Source organism: Mesorhizobium sp. WSM4816 (assembly GCF_055811535.1).
Genome location: NZ_JBVVQR010000063.1, coordinates 1 through 16,177, shown reverse-complemented (window position 1 = coordinate 16,177; position 16,177 = coordinate 1). Strand labels below are relative to the sequence as shown.

The window sequence follows — 16,177 nt, the reverse complement described above, 5'->3', positions numbered from 1 at the left end:
GTCGTGCTGGTCGGCGGCGCCCCGCTCAACGAGGAATTCGGCAAGGCCGTCGGCGCCGACGCCTATTGCCGCGACGCAGCCGTGGCAGTCGAGACCGCCAAGGATTTTATGAAGCGCAAGCACAATGTGCGCGTGTCATAGCCGCAAGGCACCTTTCCGTCCTTCGTGGAAGGCGTAGGGCGCCTGGCGCGGAGCGACGGCGTCGCCGACCTCCATGAAAGGCTGGGACGTGCTTTCCAACTCTTTCGCCAGCCAATTCGCCGCCACATTGGTGGTTGCAAGTACAAGGCAATCGCCCGGCACGAAGCTTTCTTCACGCGTGTTGTGGTCAACGATGGTCACGCCGTCCCCGTGCCATTCCAGCACGCTGACATCCAACACCCATGTGACGCCAAGCTGGCGCAATGTCCGTCGCAGCGGGAAATCGGCAGCCGTCCGCTGCAGTTCCTTGCCGACCAACGGATCGGGCGTGAGAATGGTCACTTGATGGCCATCCTCGGCAAGTTTCCAGGCCGTGCCACAACCGCGCCAGCCTCCGCCCTCGTCGAGCAAAAGCACGTGCTTACCCGGCCGCACAACGCGGGCCATGACGGATTCGATCGAGAAGACATTGCCCCTTTCGATGCCGGGCAGGCTCGGCACTGCCGGCAAAGCCTTCTGAAAGCCGGTTTCGGGAGACACCGACCCCGTGGCCAGGATAACGGTGTCAGCTTGGAAAGAGGCGATTTCCGGGGCCTCGACGTAGGTGTTCAGTCGTACGTCGACATTCAGTTTGCTGAGCTGGCGTTCATACCACCCGAGAAGGTCGAGGATTTGCCCGCGGCGCGGCTGCAGTCCTGCGAGCAGAAAGTTCCCGCCCAGCCTACTGGAGGCTTCGGCCAGCACCACGTCGTGCCCTCGCTCGGCGGCAACCCGAGCCGTCTCGAGGCCGGCGGGACCGCCGCCGACGACAAGCACCCGTTTCTTGATGGCAGCGGACGTGAACCGGTCACCACCCCATTCAAACTCGCGCCCCGCAGAGGGATTGACAAGGCAGCTGATCCAGTAGTCGCGCGAACGACGGCCCCAGCACATCTGGTTGCAGGATATGCATCCGCGCACATCCTCGGGCCGGTCTGCCGCGGCTTTGCGTGCCAGATGCGGATCGGCGATCTGGCCCCGGACGATCGAGACCAGATCTGCAGCCTTCTCGCCGAGCACGGTTTCGGCGTTTTCAGGCGTCCTGATGTGGCTTTCGGCGACCACGAGGGCCTTCTTGACCGCGGCCTTGAGGGTCGTCGCGAGATCGGTGCCAAGCTTCTCCGGATAGAGAAACGTCGGCATTATCTTGTAGAAATCGAGGTAGCTGCCAGTGCCGCAGGTCACGTAATCGATCAGCCCCTGCTCATCGTGCAGCCGAATGATCTCCGCCAGTTCCTGGCGACTGAGCGCTACTGTGTAGTCGGGTTCGTCGCTGACCGAGAGTCCAATGATGAAATCGAGACCGCATGTTTCGCGGATGCGGGTTAGGATTTCGCGCGAGATCCGCGTGCGGTTGTCGAGCGACCCTCCCCATTGGTCCTCGCGTCGGTTTGTCCAGGGCGTCCAGAACTGATCGACCAGTCCGAGATAGGCAGCCCAGACTTCGACGCCGTCGAAACCGGCCTCCTGGCAGCGGCGCGCCGCCTGAACGAAGCTGTCGATGGTTTCCCAAATCTCACCCTCGGACATGGCGTGGGAACCGTCGCTGTCATGATAGCTCGGCAGGCCCGAGGGCGACCAATGCGCATGAAATGAATTGTCCGAATCCCCGTGCGCTCCGATGTGATAGAGCTGCTGGATGGCGATCGCCCCGTGGTCCTTGATTGCGCGTGTGACCTGCTGGAAATGAGGAATGACGCTATCGTCGCCAGGTCGAAAATTGCCGCGTGTCAGGACGGCGGCCTGATGGACGGGCATGGGTTCGACAACAATCATGCCGGCCCCACCGAGCGCTCGCTCGGCATAGTAGGCAACGTGTCGTTCGGTCGGCACGCCATTTTCGGCCATGTTGGCGGTGTGAGCCCCGAACACGATCCGATTTCGCAGGGTGCGACTGCCCAGCTTTGCGGGCGAGAACAGATGCGGAAAGAGTTTTGACATAGTTCTCACCAGCGGTCGGAGGGAGGCCCGGCTCGTTCGGCAGTCAGGTGGTTTGTCCCATCGTCACGGATTTCTGGAGCGCCGCGGCAAGGCCGTCTGCCACGGCAGATTCAAACCCGGCTGCGCGCATGGCCTCGATCGCTGCCGCGGTGGTGCCGCGGTAGTCGAGGAAGGTCTGGACGATATCTTGGGGATTGTCTGGACGAGCCTCGAGGAGTTTTCCGGTTCCAACAAGCACCGCGCTGACGCTCCGCCGGGCAATATCTGGATCCATTCCTCGGCTGACGGCATCGTCCATCATCGCTGCCGCCAAGAGCGCCGGAAACGCCGGGCCGGATCCAGTCAGGCCCGTCAGATAATCGATATCTGCTTCGCTTTTGACTTCATCGGCCGCGCCACAGGCCTCCAGAATCCGGCGAACGACATTGCGGTCATCCGCGGTGACGCTCTGAGAGCTTATCCAGGGAGTATAGGAATTCCGCACCTCTGCCGCTGCATTCGGAAGCGTGCGGATGACGCGGTCGGTTTTAAGACGTCCCGCCAGTTGGTCGAGAGTGATCCCGGCCATAACCGACACGGCGAGCTTGCCGGACGCAGTAATGTCGATGGCAGGCCAATCGTGGGGCCGGACCGAGACGATGATGACATCAGATCGATCCACCAGTTCCTGGTTGTCCCTGGTCCATGTAGCGTTTGGCAGAAAGTCGGGTTGCCCAGTTCTATGAGAGAGCGTGAGGTGCTCTGCGGCGACTATTTGCGCATCAATAACGGCCTCGGCGATAGCGCGTCCAAGCCAGCCACCTCCGCCGATTATTCCGATGCTCAGGGGTTCACCCATTGTCGAAACGCTTCCTCAGCCCGCCGAATGGCCGTGTCTGGCGAAGAACCGGTCGAGTTCGCGCTTCCGCGGGGCCTTACCTGTAAAAATCTCCACGTACCCGGGAATGCGCTTCATGCGGTCCGCGAGATCTTCGCTGGTCTGCATTGAGATGTAGCCGATCTGCACAAGGTAGATGGTGCGCGCTCGAACATCGGCTGAGCCTTCGTCGTAACCAAAGCGGACAAACATCTGGCTCAACGCATCGAGACGCGTCTGGTCGGCTTTCTGCACCTCCGCCAGGATGTCAGGGGATTGAAGCGCCCAGCTTCTGACTGCGAACTCGAACTGGGAATCGAACAAGGATTTGTCGAGCCAGCAGTCGAAAACGTTCAGCATCGCTTCGGCGACCGTCTCGGCATATGCCTCGGCCTGCTTGACGAGGTTGCCGGTGTTCTTGTCCCGCCAACGGGTCACGAGGGCAGCCAACAGTTCTTCTCTATCCTTGAAGAACCAATAGAAGCTGGTGCGCGACAGGCCCAATTTCTTGGCAAGTGGCGATATTCTCACCGTGTCGACGCCGGATTCAAGAAGCAGGTCGTAGGCGGCTTCAAGCCACCCCTCCGGCGATCCGCGCCATCCGCTATCGTTCGAAATTTGCTCCATGAGTGATCAGCCTAACAAAATATCAAAATGAAAACCAGCAAAATGTACACACATGTCGACTCTATCGACTTCCCAGAAGCGAAACTTGACATGCATGTACATTTTCGATAGCGTTCGCACTTGCCATCTCAGCCCGGAGTCCGTCAGATGTCGAGCGATCCCCTCCTGCAGCCGTACAAACTCAAGCATTTGACCCTGCGCAATCGCATCATCGTGACCTCCCACGAGCCGGCTTATCCGGAGGACGGGATGCCGAAGGAGCGCTATCTCGCCTATACGGTTGAAAGGGCGAAGGGCGGTGTGGCGATGACGATGACAGCCGGGTCCGCTGCGGTCTCGAAGGACAGCCCCCCGGTTTTCAACAACCTGCTCGCCTACAAGGACGAGATCGTGCCGTGGATCAGGCAGATGACAGATGCGGTGCACGAAGAGGGCGCCGCCATCATGATCCAGCTAACCCATCTTGGACGGCGTACACGCTGGGACAAAGGCGACTGGCTTCCCGTTCTGGCGCCGTCCCATCATCGTGAAGCCTCCCACCGCGCGTTTCCCAAGAAAATTGAAGACTGGGATATCGAGCGCATCATCAAGGACTTTGCGGACGCCGCTGAGCGGATGAAGGCGGGCGGGATGGATGGCGTCGAGTTGGAAGCTTACGGCCACCTGCTCGACCAGTTCGTGTCTCCTCTCACGAACGAACTTGACGGCCCTTATGGCGGTTCGCTTGATAACCGCATGCGCTTCTGCATGGATGTCTTGATGGCGATCCGGTCACGGGTCGGCGAGGACTTCATTCTGGGCGTGCGATATACTGCGGATGAACGTCTCCCCGGTGGCACTGGCAAGTCCGAGGGCATGGAAATCTCCAAGCGTCTCAAGGAAAGCGGACTGATCGATTACCTCAACGTGATCCGCGGGCACATCGATACCGATGCGGGCCTGACGGACGTCATTCCAATTCAGGGAATGGCGAATGCGCCGCATCTTGATTTTGCCGGCGAGATTCGTGCCGCAACCAACTTCCCAACTTTCCATGCAGCGAAAATACCGGATGTGGCGACTGCCCGGCACGCGATTGCGTCGGGTAAGGTGGATATGATCGGCATGACGCGCGCGCACATGACCGACCCTCACATCGTGCGCAAGATCATCGAAAAGCGCGAAGACGAAATCAGGCCATGCGTGGGCGCAAACTATTGCCTTGACCGTATCTATCAGGGCGGGGCGGCATACTGCATTCACAACGCCGCGACTGGCCGTGAGCTGACCATGCCGCATATTGTCGCCAAGGCCGACAGCCGCAAGAAAGTTGTCGTGGTCGGTGCAGGTCCGGCTGGCCTCGAGGCCGCCCGCGTGGCGGGTGAGCGGGGACACGAGGTCGTGGTTTTCGAGGCCGCCAGCGGACCGGGAGGGCAGATCCGGCTGACAGCGCAGAGCCCGCGCCGCAAGGAGATGATGAGCATCATCGATTGGCGGATGGCCCAGTGCGAAAAACACGGAGTGACCATCAGGTTCAATGCCTGGGCGGAAGCCGAAACCATCGAGGCGGAAAATCCGGACGTTGTCATCGTCGCAACGGGCGGGGTGGCGCACACCGACGTCCTTTCCAAGGGCAACGAGTTCGTGGTGTCGTCTTGGGACATCATCTCCGGAGACGCAAAGCCGGGAACCAATGTCCTCATCTTCGACGACGCCGGTGACCACGCGGCACTCCAGGCCGCGGAATTCCTCGCCGGCGCCGGAGCGAAGGTTGAAATCATGACACCGGACCGGTCATTCTCACCCGAGGTCATGGCTATGAACCTCGTGCCCTACATGAGGTCTCTTCAAAAACTCGATGTGACCTTCACCGTTACCTATCGGCTCGAGTCAGTTGAAAAGAATGGCAATCAGCTCATTGCAAATGTCGGCAGTGACTACGGTGGCATATCCAAACAGCGCGTCGTGGATCAGGTTGTCGTCAATCACGGCACCATTCCGCTGGACGACATCTATTTCGAACTGAAACCGAAATCGACCAATCACGGCGAGATTTCGCAAGATGAGCTCATCGCCGGGCAACCACAGTCGGTGGTGCGGAATGCGCAGGGCCAATTCCAACTCTTTCGTATCGGCGACGCCGTTTCAGCTCGCAACACCCACGCCGCGATCTACGACGCGCTGCGACTGGCGAAAGATATCTAACGTCCGGCAACGGACCATAGCGTCCGCTCACAACAAGGGCTCCGAGATGAACAGAAGTGAGGCCCTGCAATATTTTGTAGACACAGCGTTCGTGGCCTTCGACCAGTTCTCACACGACCTGCGATCGCGCAGATCGATCATCCAGCTCTTCGCCCAATCGGAGGTTCCCGGGCCTGAAAAGACCAGGGCCGGGAGCCGTTTGCCGGTCTGTTCCTATCTCGGCCCGGCGTTGGCGGAAGAGGCGATCCCGTCTACGCTCCGCAACTTGATTGAGCGCTTCAAGGCGATCGAGCCGCTGCTCGAATGGCGGCTGAAATCAAATCCCGCCCCGTCTGCCAGCAGCAATTTCCGCGACGGTCACGCCAACGCGATGATTCTTGGCCCGGGCGGCCTCGAGGACAGAACCGATCTGTGGCTCGGCGTCACTTTGATGGCTCCTCACGTCCGGTATCCCGACCACGATCATCCGCCGGAAGAAACCTACCTCGTGCTTTCGCATGGCGAGTTCAAGCAGGCTGACATGGATTGGTTTTCGCCCGGCATCGGTGGATCACTCTACAATCCGCCAGGCATCAAACACGCAATGAGATCGCTGGATCGGCCGCTGTTCGCATTCTGGGCGCTGTTGGTGGACCAGACGCATCACTGAGCTTGCCCGAAACCCGGCTACCGGCCGAGGAAGTGCCAAGACCGCCTTGCGGGTGAAGCGCGTGACTCATCAATAGCTTCATCATCGACTTCGGTTGACCGCGGACCGTCAAGGCGCTGCCGATTTCGAAGAAGCGCCTTGATCAAAGATCGCGAAACGGTTGCTATATCTCGACTTTCACACGGCCAACCGGATTGGAACAGCAAGCAAGGATGTAGCCGTCGGCAATCTCTTCGTCGGTGATGCCGCCATTGTGGACCATATGCACATCGCCATCGATTTTGCGAACCTTGCATGTCCCGCATATCCCCATACTGCAACCCGATCGGATCACCAGACCGGCAGCCCGTGCCGCAGCCAGGATCGTATCCGTCTCGACGCATCTCGCCGAGACGCCGGATAGGACAAATTCGATCTCGGCCTCGTTGTTCTCGGCGGGAACGAAGTCATCCGGGACCTTCTCGGCCTCAGGAAGCGGCGCACGGAAGCTTTCCTGATGGTAATTTGCCATGTCGAAACCGAGACTGGCCAGCGCCTCGCGCACGGCTTGCATGAAGGGCTCGGGCCCGCAGCAGAACACCTCGCGATCAAGGTAATCCTGCGCCATCAGTCCGAGCATCAACTGGTTGAGCATGCCTCTGTAGCCGGTCCATGGCCTGTATGGATCGGTCTGTTCAACCACCCATTTCAGGTCGATGCCGGTTACGCGCGACGCCATATGCTCCAGCCGTTCACGGAAGATGATCTCAGAAGGGCGGCGCGCGCAGTGGACGAAGACGATGTCCGGATCAACCCCGGAATCATACAGATGGGTGGTCATGGACATCATCGGTGTGATGCCCGAGCCGGCCGATATGAAAAGAAACTTTTCGGCTGGCTGATGTGCCATCGAGAAGGTGCCCCCCGGACCAATTGCCCGCAGGCGCATGCCCGGACGGAGGCTGTCAAACATCCACTGCGTTCCGACAGAGTCGGCCTGCGCCTTTACGGTAATGGTCAGCGAGGTCGGCCGCGACGGAGATGAGGATATCGTGTACGTCCGGTAGACCGGACCGCCGGGAGTGGGCAGTTCCAAAGTGAGGAACTGTCCCGGATCAAAATTGAACAGCGCTCCGGACGGCGACCGGAAACAAAACGTCAGGACGTTCGGCGCCTCCGGAAGAAAGGAGGCACATTCGAGTTCTTCCGCGTCGGTCCAGAAAACCAGCCTGGGTTTTGCGACCACGTTCATTGGTTCACTCCGCGGCCAATTGCATCAAGGCCTGAGAACGCTCAAGCCAGTTCGCATACCAATCGACGAATTGGGTCACACCGCTTTCCTGAACCGGCGAATATGGTCCGGGAACGTAGGCAGGAGAGAAGATCCCTTGCTGGTTGGTTTCGACGATCTCACGGTCTTCATCATTGGTAGAAATCCAGACCTCGGTCAGGCGCTTGAGGTCGTAGTCGAGCCCTTCGACGGCATCTTTGTTCACCAGCCAGGTGGTGGTGACCGCGGTTTCCGTGGCGCTGATTGGCGTGACCCGGAAGGTCAAGGAGTGATCCGGCAGGAAGTGGCTCCAGGTCGTTGGATAATGGAACATCAACAGCGAGCCTGCTTCGGGCAGCGCCACCTGGCCAAGATTCTTGCGAACGGCAGTCTTGCCGTCGAGCGTGTAGCTCACCGCCTTTTGCTGCAGCGGCATCCGCGCCAGGCGAAATTGGCCGCTGCCGCCAAGGCGGAACTGCGCCGGCGCGCCTGAGGCTTCGCAACGGTCAAAATGCGCCTGGAGGGTCGCCGAGACCGACCCGTCGGTAGACACCCCGGCCACTTCCGGGTCGACCGAGAAGGAGCGGCAGAGCGACGGGTGGTTGCTGCTGCAGTGGTAGCATTCGCGGTTGTTTTCCCACACAAGCTTCCAGTTGGCCTTCTCAATGATAGTCGACGTATGCGCGACCTTCGCATTGTTGAGGTCATGGACCTCTAGGTAGGGAAGGGCCAGGTCGGCAAACGGGTCGAAGTCTGGGGGCGTAGCGGACAGACAGACGTAGATCAGGCCGGCAAAATTGCGCAGATGGACCGGCTTCAGCCCGTGTTTGGACATGTCGAAGTCGGGCCCCATGTCATTTGCCCAGATGAGCTTGCCGTCAAGCTCATAGGTCCACTGGTGATAGGCGCAGACGAGTTTGGCCACTTGGCCTTCGCGCGCCTTGCAAATCATCGAGCCGCGATGGCGGCAGGAATTGTGGAAGGCGCGGATTTCACCATCGCGGGCGCGCACGATGACCACCTCATAGGCACCCACGCGCATCGTCACGTAGCTACCAGCTTTCGCAAGCTGGCATGCCGGGGCCGCGTAGAGCCATTCCTGGTAGAAGATGTGCTCGAGATCGAGCTGGTAAATCGTCGGCGAAGTGTAAAAGGGCTGCTCAAGGGCATAGCCCGAGACGCGGCGCGCTAGCAACTCTTGGATCGAGGGCGAGGGGGCGTTCATGCGGAATTCCATAGATGGCGTGCACATTTGAGATGAAATTTTGTTGCCTGAAGTCCTTTTGCGCAACAGCACTAATTTTCAGAACGATTTAGTTCAGCTAATCTGTTGCCCTCAGCGAGCCATCCAAAAAGCGGGTCCGAAGAAGCGTTGATGCCAAGACCGTACGATCTCTCCTCGGTGACGGCTCTCATCTGCTTCGAGGCAGCCGCCCGAAATGCGAGTTTCAAAAACGCCGCCCAGGAATTGAATGTGACGCCCGCGGCGATCAGCCACCAGATCAAGGCGCTTGAGGGTGACTTGGGATGCAACCTGTTCCTGCGCTTGAGCCGCGGCGTCGAATTGACTGAGAAAGGGGCGTTCCTGTTCGTTGCCGTGCAGCGCGGGCTTGAGACGATTTCCGACGCCGTCACTCACATGCGCGATCGCCCGGAAACCGCCGACGTGACCATCCGGACAACGACGGCCGTCAGCTCGCTATGGCTTACACCGAAGATTTCAGCCTTCTGGAAGAGCCATCCCACCATCACTGTCTCGCAGATCGTCAGCGACGTGCCCGCAACAGCGATCCGCTGTGATCTAAGTATTCATTACGGAGATGCGCAGGAAAGTCCCGAGGAGTGTCACAAACTCTTTCAAGATCGCATTGTCGCGCTTGGAACTCCAAAATTCGCCGCCGAGCACGGCATTGGCCGAGTTGAGGATCTGCTCAAGGCGCCTTTGATTCATATGAACAACGAGGAAACCGACTGGACGAACTGGCCGGAGTGGTTTCAAGCGCTTGGATACACCATCCCAAAAGGCCGCAGGTTTTCCGTGAACAACTACATGATTGCCCTCCAGGCCGCTCAGGATGATATCGGGGCGGTCTTGGGGTGGGATGGATTGGTCAAAAGCCTGATGGAACAGGGCCGGCTGGTCACACTTGTACCCGACAACATTCCCTCACCCAGGGTATTTTATCTGAAAATCCATCCCAGGGCAGGTTTGAAAGCGCGGCTTTTTGCGAGCTGGCTCGCCAAAAGCTCTTGAGCAGCTGCTCTCTTGCTCGCAGACTTCGTCGGGCGGCCTCACGTCACCGCGCTCGCTATGGATTCGTGGTATTGAACGGGTACCCACCACGAAAGCCTGGAGATTATCGGATGAGACTGATTGTGCTTGCCGCCGCTCTCTCGATCGCGGCGCCTGCGGCCGCCCTGGCCGGGCCGGCCTCCAATGCGGTGAAGTTCTTCTACATGCCCGAGGTCAAGTTCGAGGCCGACGCGAAATACCGCGACCGTTTCACCGAGCCGGTGACAAAGCTGTTCGACCTCAACGACCAGGCGCAGAAGAACAAGCCGGACGAGGTGCCTTGCATCGACTTCGCCCCCGGTCTCGACGCGCAGGACTTTGACGAGAAGACAGTCGCCAAGACGTTGAAGCTGTCCGAAGCAGTGGATGGCGACAGCGCCAACGTGACAGTGACGTTCAACCTTTTCCCGGAAGGCGATGAATCCAAACGCGAAATGGTCTGGTCGCTGAAGAAGGTCGACGGCCAGTGGAAGGTTGCCGACATCACCTCGAAGACCAGCGGCTGGACGCTGAGTGCGCTCGAATGCCTGGCTGGCCAGACTCCGGAGTGACGCCATGGCCCGCGCCCTGGCCCTGGCGACTGCGTGCCTGCTGGCCGCGGGCTTGTGCAGCACTGCCGGCCAGGGCCTGTTCGGCGCGCCGCTCTCAGCAGAAGATGCACGGGCAGCTCCGCTGCGGCCGGGTTCGCCGACGGCGGTGGTGAAACCGTTTTACGAGCATGTCGGGCTCGAGCTCGATCCGGCTCAGCGCAGCGATTTCGTCGATCCCGCGAAGTCGGTGCTCGACAAAAGCGATGCGCTGCGGAAATCGGGGCATGGCGAATGCCTCGATCCCAACATGGCGCTCGACAATGCGGCGTACGACAGGGCCGAGATCGACAACAGCCTGAAGACAGTTGAAGCGGTCAAAGGCGATGAGGCCAAGGTCGTCGTCGCCTTTATCGTTGCCGGCAATCCGCACCGGCTGGAATGGAAGTTCAAAAAGGTCGACGGCGACTGGAAGATATCGGACCTTCTGTCGCTGACCGGCGAATGGGCGCTCAGCCAATATCAGTGTGAGTGAGAACGGACCGATGAGTTGATCGCCTGATGGCGATTGAAAACCAGAGTTGGCGATCCTGCTGTCCCGCCGGACATCTCGCAGCAGAATTCAGCCGCGTCCGCGATAGGGCGCAACACCGGTGTCGGGCAGCCATGCGCCTTCCGGCGGCGCGCCGGTCTGCCAGAATACGTCGATCGGAATGCCGCCGCGCGGATACCAATAGCCGCCAATCCGCAACCAGAGTGGTTTGGTCGCAGCGATGATGCGGCGGCCGATCATGATGGTGCACTCTTCATGGAAGGCGCCATGGTTGCGAAACGAGGTCATGAACAGCTTCAGCGACTTCGATTCCACCAGCAGCGTGTCGGGTGCATAGTCGATGACGATGTGGGCGAAGTCCGGCTGGCCGGTGACCGGGCAGAGCGAAGTGAATTCCGGGCAGGTGAAGCGAACGATGGCTGGCGGCCCGTCGCCGCGCGAAAACGGCACGGTCTCCAGGACTGCTGCGTCAGGGTTCTTTGGCGCCTCGACGTTGGTGCCGAGCTGGGTAAGGTTTTTCGTATCGGTCATCGGCGGGTTCCTTACTGCATGTCGCCCAAAAGCCTGCCCACGGGCCCGACCCGAGGGTGCGCGGACTTGGGTACGACATGCGCAAAAACAAAAATTTGCCGCTCATTAGCACAATTTGAAACAGGAAGACGATGACCAGCAGCGATCCGCTTCTCCAGCCCTATCAGCTCAAACATTTGACGCTGAAGAACCGGGTCATGTCGACCAGCCACGAGCCGGCCTATTTCCGAGGACGGTATGGATCTGAAGATCACTTCGGATTTGATTTGGTGGCGCGCAGCCGAACCTCCGCACGGAGAGCCACCAGGCACGTCGGTCCGATCTGCGCGCTGCGCACGCCGCCGGCTTGCAGCCAGACACCGATCTCTTAAACCGCGATAGCGGCTGACCGCTCAAAACATTCTGGCGGTGGCCATGCAGAGCACGGTGATGACCAGCAGCCCACCAGCGATGCGTTCGCCCCTTGTCATTTTCGCGCGCAACTGCGTTTCCGTCGCCGAGTCAGTGCCGGCAAGCCGCCTGCTGGCAGAGCCGACCAGCGCTCCCTGAACACCGGCGGCAATCAAGGCCGTCGCGATACCCAGGGCCAGAACCATTTCCATCGAACCGAAAGAGCCGCTGTGGAAGAAATACCAGAGCAGGGCGCCGGTCAGGAAAACCATGCCGGCCGCGTTCATTTGCGGCCGGAAAAACCGTTCGATCCGAATCTCCGGATCGCGGGCGACAGCGATGGTCGTTCCAGCCCAGAACACACCGGCCAATACGTGAAGGCCGAGGACGATGATGTAGACATACTGCATGACCGCGTTCCTCCTTTCCTACCGTCAACCACAAAGTTAGATATCAAATGATTAGATGTCAATGTAAAGTCAAAGGGCCAGTTCCATCGGCCTTTCCCTTACTCTAGTGTCGGATCATGACGCTTTTTGACCGCCCGCCAGTCGGGATGAATCTCGCCCGCACCGCAAAACTTGTCGCCCAGGCCTTTGACGCCACGTTGGTCGAGGCGGGCGGCACGCTGCCGGTCTGGGTCACGCTGTTGTCGATCAAGTCGCGCGAACTGGCCAACCAGCGTGAGCTCGCCGGCATGATCGGAATCCAAGGCGCGACGCTGACCCACCACCTGAACGCGATGGAGACGCAAGGTTTGCTGACCCGGCGCCGCGATCCGGAAAACCGCCGCGTCCATCAGGTCGAACTGACCGAAGCGGGAGAGGCGCTGTTCCTGAAATTGCGCACGGCAGCCATTGCCTTCGACAAGCGGCTGCGGACCGGGTTGTCGGACGACAGGCTGGCGGAGTTCGCGGAAGTCTTGGCGACGCTGCGGGCGAATGTCGATTGATCCCAACCGCCGAACGCATTGTTTCAGCGAGCCCAAGATGTAGCGGCAGCCAGCTACAGACCGGCCGTAACCCCATCAGGCCGCCATTTCCGAAGCGGCGTGTCAGGTTGGCGCCTTACGCCAGCCTACCCTGCAGCACCGTCAGCCTGGCTCTCTTCGGCGCCCGCGCGACCAGCCAATCGCGTACCTGGTCCTGCGGCATCGGGAAGGCGATCGAGTAGCCCTGCACCTGGTCGCAGCCGATCGCCATCAGCGAATCGAGCTCAGCCTCGGTTTCGGCGCCCTCGGCGACGATCGAGATGCCAAGGCCGCGGGCGAGTTCGGTGATGGCACGCACGATCTTGGTGTTGTCGCCGTTCTCATTGATGTTCTGGACGAAGCGGCGATCGATCTTCAGTCTGTCGATCTCGTTCGGGTTGACGTGGCTGAGCGACGCGTAGCCGGTGCCGAAATCATCGAGTTCAAGATGAACGCCGGCGGCGCGGATGTGCCGCAGCTTTGCCGCGATGCCGGTCTTCTCGTCGTCGAGAATGACGGATTCGACGATCTCGAGCGACAGTTTTTGTGGCGGCAGCCCAGCCTTTTCCAGCGCACCGAAGAGGAAGGCGTCGAAATTGGCCTCACGCAATTCGGCGCCGGAGACGTTGACGGCGAGCCGTCCGAAGGCAATGCCGGCACGGTTCCACTCCGCCGCCTCGCCGATTGCCTTGGCGATGACGATGCGGCCGATCGCAGGCATGAGTCCGCATTTCTCGGCGATGGGAATGAACTCGCCCGGTGCGATCATGCCGCGCTCGGCATGTCTCCAGCGAACCAGCGCCTCGATGCCGCCGATCGTGCCGTTCGACAACGAAACCTGTGGCTGGAAATAGACCTGGAACGTCTTCTCCGCGATAGCGATCCTGATGTCATGCTCGAGCCGCTTGCGGTAGTCGAGTTCATGCCGCAACTCCTCGGAGAAGAATGAGAGACTGCCGCCACCCTGCTTCTTGGCGGCGTGGAGCGCGAGGTCGGCGTGGACGAGCAGATCTTGCGCATTGTCGGCGTCGACCGGATAGACGGCGACGCCGGCGCTGGCGCCCGGAAGGATGGTCGCGCCCCGATAGACGATCGGTTCGTTGATCTGCGACAGGACGCGCCCGGCGACCGTGTTGATGTCCTCGGTGCCGCCGGCGCCGTTGAGGATCATCACGAATTCGTCGCTGCCGAGACGCACGCAGAGGTCCGACGCCCGGCAGGAATCACGCATACGCTGCGCCGTCACCACCAGCACATAGTCGCCGGCGGCGTGGCCAAGCGTGTCGTTGATCTGCTTGAACCGGTCGAGGTCGAGGTGGACCGCCGCAAGCCGCTCCCGCCGGCGCTGCGCGCCCTTGATCAGCGTATCGAAATGGTCGGTCAGGAAGGTGCGGTTGTGCAGGCCGGTAAGGCCGTCATGCACTGCGATGAAGGCCATGGAATTGCGGGTATCGATCAGTTCACGCGTCTTGCGCAGGATGGTGTTCGACATCGGCCTGAAGATGAAAAGTGCCACCAGCACGATGACGCCGAGGGTGGAGTAGAACAGCGTTCGATGGAGAGCGAGAAGGCCCTCCGATCGCGCGTCGGCTTGGGCGCTGATGCGCTGGCCGAGTGCCGCATAGCCCGACAGGGCCGCATTGGCGACGGAAGCGTCGAGGTTGACGCGTTCGCCGCCACCCTTGTAGCCGCCATTGTCGGCCATGCCGAGTTGCGATTCAAACGCCGAAACCAGGCGTTCGCCGTTGGCGATAAGCCCGACCGAGAAGTAATCGAGATGAAACGGCTTGGCGAAAAGGACGTTCTCGACTGATTTTGGATCGACCCTTGCCGGTGACGCCGGGTCGGCGACCACACGATCGAGCAGAAGGTCGTAGTTCCTCTCGAAGTCGGCCGTGGCCTGTTTGAATGCGGTGACCAGAGCCGGTTGTTGGTTGGGCGTAGCTGCTCCTGCCGCGTTGGCAAGGAAGACAATGCGTTGCGACAGCACCTTTTGCATGCCGACAATATCGAGCAGCGTGTCGTCGTGCCGATGGCCAGCCATCATCTGCTGGAGAAGGATGAAGGAGGCCATCACCATGGCTGCAATGATCAGCAGCGCCAGCCAATAGCCTGCCTTGATCAGCAATATGAGCTTGCCCGAAATGGTTTGCATCGGTTGCTGCGACATTTTCTGGGGCGGTCCCTCTCGCCGACAGATTGTTGGGTATGAGAACCATTGGCTTGAAAGGTTAACAGCTCCGGAAGTCGACACAGCAGCAGCGGTGGAAAGCTCGCAAAATGGTTATCGCCTTCTTTCGCGCCGCAGCTGTATTTGAACATCTGCCATTTGGCGGCATTCCGGGGCGGCATTCTGACCACTGACCGTCGGGTCACCGAAGCCGTCGCTTTTGCGGTGGATTTTTCGCCCGCGCGGGGCGACAGTCCATTCAATCTCAACAGGGCCAGATCATGAGCGCGGCATTCCTCTCCCATATCGACAGCGAGCTCCAAGGGCTGAAATCGGCCGGCCTCTACAAATCCGAGCGGGTGATTACCTCGACGCAATCGGCTAAGATCGAGGTGGGCGGCGAGAGGGTGCTGAATTTCTGCGCCAACAATTATCTTGGCCTCGCCGATAGCGCCGACTTGCGCGATGCGGCCAAGCAGGCACTCGACCGCTATGGTTATGGCATGGCGTCGGTGCGTTTCATCTGCGGCACGCAGGAAGAGCACAAGCAGCTCGAGGCGACGATTTCTGGCTTTCTCGGCATGGAGGACACGATCCTCTATGGCTCCTGCTTCGACGCTAATGGCGGGCTGTTCGAGACGCTGCTTTCCGAGGAGGATGCGGTCATTTCCGACGCGCTGAACCATGCCTCGATCATCGACGGCGTGCGGCTGTCGAAGGCGAAGCGTTTCCGTTACGCCAACAACGACATGGCCGATCTGGAAGCGCGGCTGAAGGAGGCGATGGATTGCCGTTTTCGGCTGATCGCCACCGATGGAGTATTCTCCATGGACGGCATCATCGCCAATCTGAAGGGCGTCTGCGATCTCGCCGACAAGTACGATGCCATGGTGATGGTCGACGACAGCCATGCCGTCGGCTTCGTCGGCAGGAACGGGCGCGGCTCGGCCGAGCATTGCGGCGTCGAGGGCAGGGTGGACATCATCACCGGCACGCTCGGCAAGGCATTGGGCGGCGCGTCGGGCGGCTACACATCGGGCAAGAGCCAGGTGGTCGA

Annotated in this window: 16 protein-coding genes and 1 pseudogene; 9 read left to right on the top strand and 8 right to left on the bottom strand. The window is 60.2% G+C overall.

The features are described 5' to 3' along the window. Positions 1 to 141 (top strand): annotated as a pseudogene (locus AC0L3H_RS32080) (cobalamin-binding protein); the annotation flags it as partial. On the opposite strand, the gene AC0L3H_RS32075 reads toward AC0L3H_RS32080, so the two are convergent. From AC0L3H_RS32075 to AC0L3H_RS32065, 3 genes are read right to left on the bottom strand one after another with little or no spacing between them, the layout of a single operon-like run. Continuing rightward, positions 136 to 2,121: an oxidoreductase gene (locus AC0L3H_RS32075; RefSeq protein ID WP_473588140.1), complete on the bottom strand. Its 1,986-nt coding sequence runs from the start codon at positions 2,119 to 2,121 to the stop codon at positions 136 to 138. The pseudogene AC0L3H_RS32080 and the gene AC0L3H_RS32075 sit on opposite strands and share 6 nt — an antisense overlap. 43 nt (positions 2,122 to 2,164) lie before the next feature. Then, positions 2,165 to 2,959 carry a pyrroline-5-carboxylate reductase family protein gene (locus AC0L3H_RS32070; RefSeq protein ID WP_473588139.1) on the bottom strand — a complete coding sequence of 265 codons (795 nt, stop codon included), beginning with the start codon at positions 2,957 to 2,959 and terminating at the stop codon, positions 2,165 to 2,167. A gap of 15 nt (positions 2,960 to 2,974) precedes the next feature. Further along, positions 2,975 to 3,604 carry a TetR/AcrR family transcriptional regulator gene (locus tag AC0L3H_RS32065; protein WP_027153879.1) on the bottom strand — a complete coding sequence of 210 codons (630 nt, stop codon included), beginning with the start codon at positions 3,602 to 3,604 and terminating at the stop codon, positions 2,975 to 2,977. A gap of 147 nt (positions 3,605 to 3,751) precedes the next feature. Here AC0L3H_RS32065 and AC0L3H_RS32060 point away from each other — a divergent pair, with 147 nt between their 5' ends. Next, on the top strand, positions 3,752 to 5,788 hold the full coding sequence (locus AC0L3H_RS32060; RefSeq protein ID WP_473588138.1) for an oxidoreductase: 2,037 nt from the start codon (positions 3,752 to 3,754) through the stop codon (positions 5,786 to 5,788). A 46-nt stretch (positions 5,789 to 5,834) separates the two neighbouring features. After that, positions 5,835 to 6,437, top strand: a complete 603-nt coding sequence (locus AC0L3H_RS32055) for a dimethylsulfoniopropionate lyase (protein ID WP_473494994.1) — start codon at positions 5,835 to 5,837, stop codon at positions 6,435 to 6,437. A 163-nt stretch (positions 6,438 to 6,600) separates the two neighbouring features. On the opposite strand, the gene AC0L3H_RS32050 is transcribed toward AC0L3H_RS32055, so the two are convergent. Beyond that, positions 6,601 to 7,668: an FAD-binding oxidoreductase gene (locus AC0L3H_RS32050; RefSeq protein ID WP_473588137.1), complete on the bottom strand. Its 1,068-nt coding sequence runs from the start codon at positions 7,666 to 7,668 to the stop codon at positions 6,601 to 6,603. 4 nt (positions 7,669 to 7,672) lie between these two features. Continuing rightward, a complete protein-coding gene (locus AC0L3H_RS32045; RefSeq protein WP_473588136.1) occupies positions 7,673 to 8,911 on the bottom strand; it encodes an aromatic ring-hydroxylating oxygenase subunit alpha in 1,239 nt (412 codons plus the stop codon). A gap of 150 nt (positions 8,912 to 9,061) precedes the next feature. Here AC0L3H_RS32045 and AC0L3H_RS32040 point away from each other — a divergent pair, with 150 nt between their 5' ends. The 3 genes from AC0L3H_RS32040 to AC0L3H_RS32030 all read left to right on the top strand — a co-directional run bounded on the left by AC0L3H_RS32040 (position 9,062) and on the right by AC0L3H_RS32030 (position 11,041). Further along, positions 9,062 to 9,940: a LysR family transcriptional regulator gene (locus AC0L3H_RS32040; protein WP_473588135.1), complete on the top strand. Its 879-nt coding sequence runs from the start codon at positions 9,062 to 9,064 to the stop codon at positions 9,938 to 9,940. Positions 9,941 to 10,050: 110 nt separating this feature from the next. Continuing rightward, entirely contained in the window at positions 10,051 to 10,530 is a 480-nt protein-coding gene (locus tag AC0L3H_RS32035; protein WP_473519425.1) for a DUF3828 domain-containing protein, read from the top strand. A gap of 4 nt (positions 10,531 to 10,534) precedes the next feature. Next, positions 10,535 to 11,041, top strand: coding sequence for a hypothetical protein (locus tag AC0L3H_RS32030; RefSeq protein ID WP_473588134.1), 507 nt, complete (start codon positions 10,535 to 10,537; stop codon positions 11,039 to 11,041). Positions 11,042 to 11,128: 87 nt separating this feature from the next. Here the strand turns inward: AC0L3H_RS32030 and queF are convergent, their stop codons facing one another. Next, complete coding sequence (gene queF, locus AC0L3H_RS32025; RefSeq protein ID WP_473513016.1) at positions 11,129 to 11,590, bottom strand: preQ(1) synthase; 462 nt, start codon at positions 11,588 to 11,590, stop codon at positions 11,129 to 11,131. 131 nt (positions 11,591 to 11,721) lie between these two features. Here queF and AC0L3H_RS32020 point away from each other — a divergent pair, with 131 nt between their 5' ends. After that, the gene (locus AC0L3H_RS32020) at positions 11,722 to 11,961 is read left to right on the top strand and encodes a hypothetical protein (protein WP_473588141.1); all 240 of its coding nucleotides are present in this window, start codon (positions 11,722 to 11,724) and stop codon (positions 11,959 to 11,961) included. A gap of 21 nt (positions 11,962 to 11,982) precedes the next feature. Here the strand turns inward: AC0L3H_RS32020 and AC0L3H_RS32015 are convergent, their stop codons facing one another. Next, complete coding sequence (locus AC0L3H_RS32015; RefSeq protein ID WP_091600611.1) at positions 11,983 to 12,390, bottom strand: hypothetical protein; 408 nt, start codon at positions 12,388 to 12,390, stop codon at positions 11,983 to 11,985. 116 nt (positions 12,391 to 12,506) lie between these two features. Here AC0L3H_RS32015 and AC0L3H_RS32010 point away from each other — a divergent pair, with 116 nt between their 5' ends. Next, positions 12,507 to 12,932, top strand: coding sequence for a MarR family winged helix-turn-helix transcriptional regulator (locus tag AC0L3H_RS32010; RefSeq protein ID WP_027153887.1), 426 nt, complete (start codon positions 12,507 to 12,509; stop codon positions 12,930 to 12,932). A 115-nt stretch (positions 12,933 to 13,047) separates the two neighbouring features. Here the strand turns inward: AC0L3H_RS32010 and AC0L3H_RS32005 are convergent, their stop codons facing one another. Next, the gene (locus AC0L3H_RS32005) at positions 13,048 to 15,120 is read right to left on the bottom strand and encodes a putative bifunctional diguanylate cyclase/phosphodiesterase (protein WP_473588133.1); all 2,073 of its coding nucleotides are present in this window, start codon (positions 15,118 to 15,120) and stop codon (positions 13,048 to 13,050) included. Positions 15,121 to 15,401: 281 nt separating this feature from the next. Between AC0L3H_RS32005 and AC0L3H_RS32000 the strand changes: the two genes are divergently transcribed. Next, on the top strand, positions 15,402 to 16,177 hold a 776-nt coding region (locus AC0L3H_RS32000; protein WP_473588132.1), incomplete at its 3' end, for an aminotransferase class I/II-fold pyridoxal phosphate-dependent enzyme.

Bases quoted from the DNA above. Each gene is read 5' to 3' on its own strand.
- AC0L3H_RS32030 (WP_473588134.1), top strand. From the start codon at position 10,535: ATGGCCCGCGCCCTGGCCCTGGCGACTGCGTGCCTGCTGGCCGCGGGC.
- AC0L3H_RS32045 (WP_473588136.1), bottom strand. From the start codon at position 8,911: ATGAACGCCCCCTCGCCCTCGATCCAAGAGTTGCTAGCGCGCCGCGTC.
- AC0L3H_RS32005 (WP_473588133.1), bottom strand. From the start codon at position 15,120: ATGTCGCAGCAACCGATGCAAACCATTTCGGGCAAGCTCATATTGCTG.
- queF (WP_473513016.1), bottom strand. From the start codon at position 11,590: ATGACCGATACGAAAAACCTTACCCAGCTCGGCACCAACGTCGAGGCG.
- AC0L3H_RS32050 (WP_473588137.1), bottom strand. From the start codon at position 7,668: ATGAACGTGGTCGCAAAACCCAGGCTGGTTTTCTGGACCGACGCGGAA.
- AC0L3H_RS32065 (WP_027153879.1), bottom strand. From the start codon at position 3,604: ATGGAGCAAATTTCGAACGATAGCGGATGGCGCGGATCGCCGGAGGGG.
- AC0L3H_RS32055 (WP_473494994.1), top strand. From the start codon at position 5,835: ATGAACAGAAGTGAGGCCCTGCAATATTTTGTAGACACAGCGTTCGTG.
- AC0L3H_RS32060 (WP_473588138.1), top strand. From the start codon at position 3,752: ATGTCGAGCGATCCCCTCCTGCAGCCGTACAAACTCAAGCATTTGACC.
- AC0L3H_RS32035 (WP_473519425.1), top strand. From the start codon at position 10,051: ATGAGACTGATTGTGCTTGCCGCCGCTCTCTCGATCGCGGCGCCTGCG.
- AC0L3H_RS32070 (WP_473588139.1), bottom strand. From the start codon at position 2,959: ATGGGTGAACCCCTGAGCATCGGAATAATCGGCGGAGGTGGCTGGCTT.
- AC0L3H_RS32020 (WP_473588141.1), top strand. From the start codon at position 11,722: ATGACCAGCAGCGATCCGCTTCTCCAGCCCTATCAGCTCAAACATTTG.
- AC0L3H_RS32040 (WP_473588135.1), top strand. From the start codon at position 9,062: ATGCCAAGACCGTACGATCTCTCCTCGGTGACGGCTCTCATCTGCTTC.
- AC0L3H_RS32010 (WP_027153887.1), top strand. From the start codon at position 12,507: ATGACGCTTTTTGACCGCCCGCCAGTCGGGATGAATCTCGCCCGCACC.
- AC0L3H_RS32015 (WP_091600611.1), bottom strand. From the start codon at position 12,390: ATGCAGTATGTCTACATCATCGTCCTCGGCCTTCACGTATTGGCCGGT.
- AC0L3H_RS32075 (WP_473588140.1), bottom strand. From the start codon at position 2,121: ATGTCAAAACTCTTTCCGCATCTGTTCTCGCCCGCAAAGCTGGGCAGT.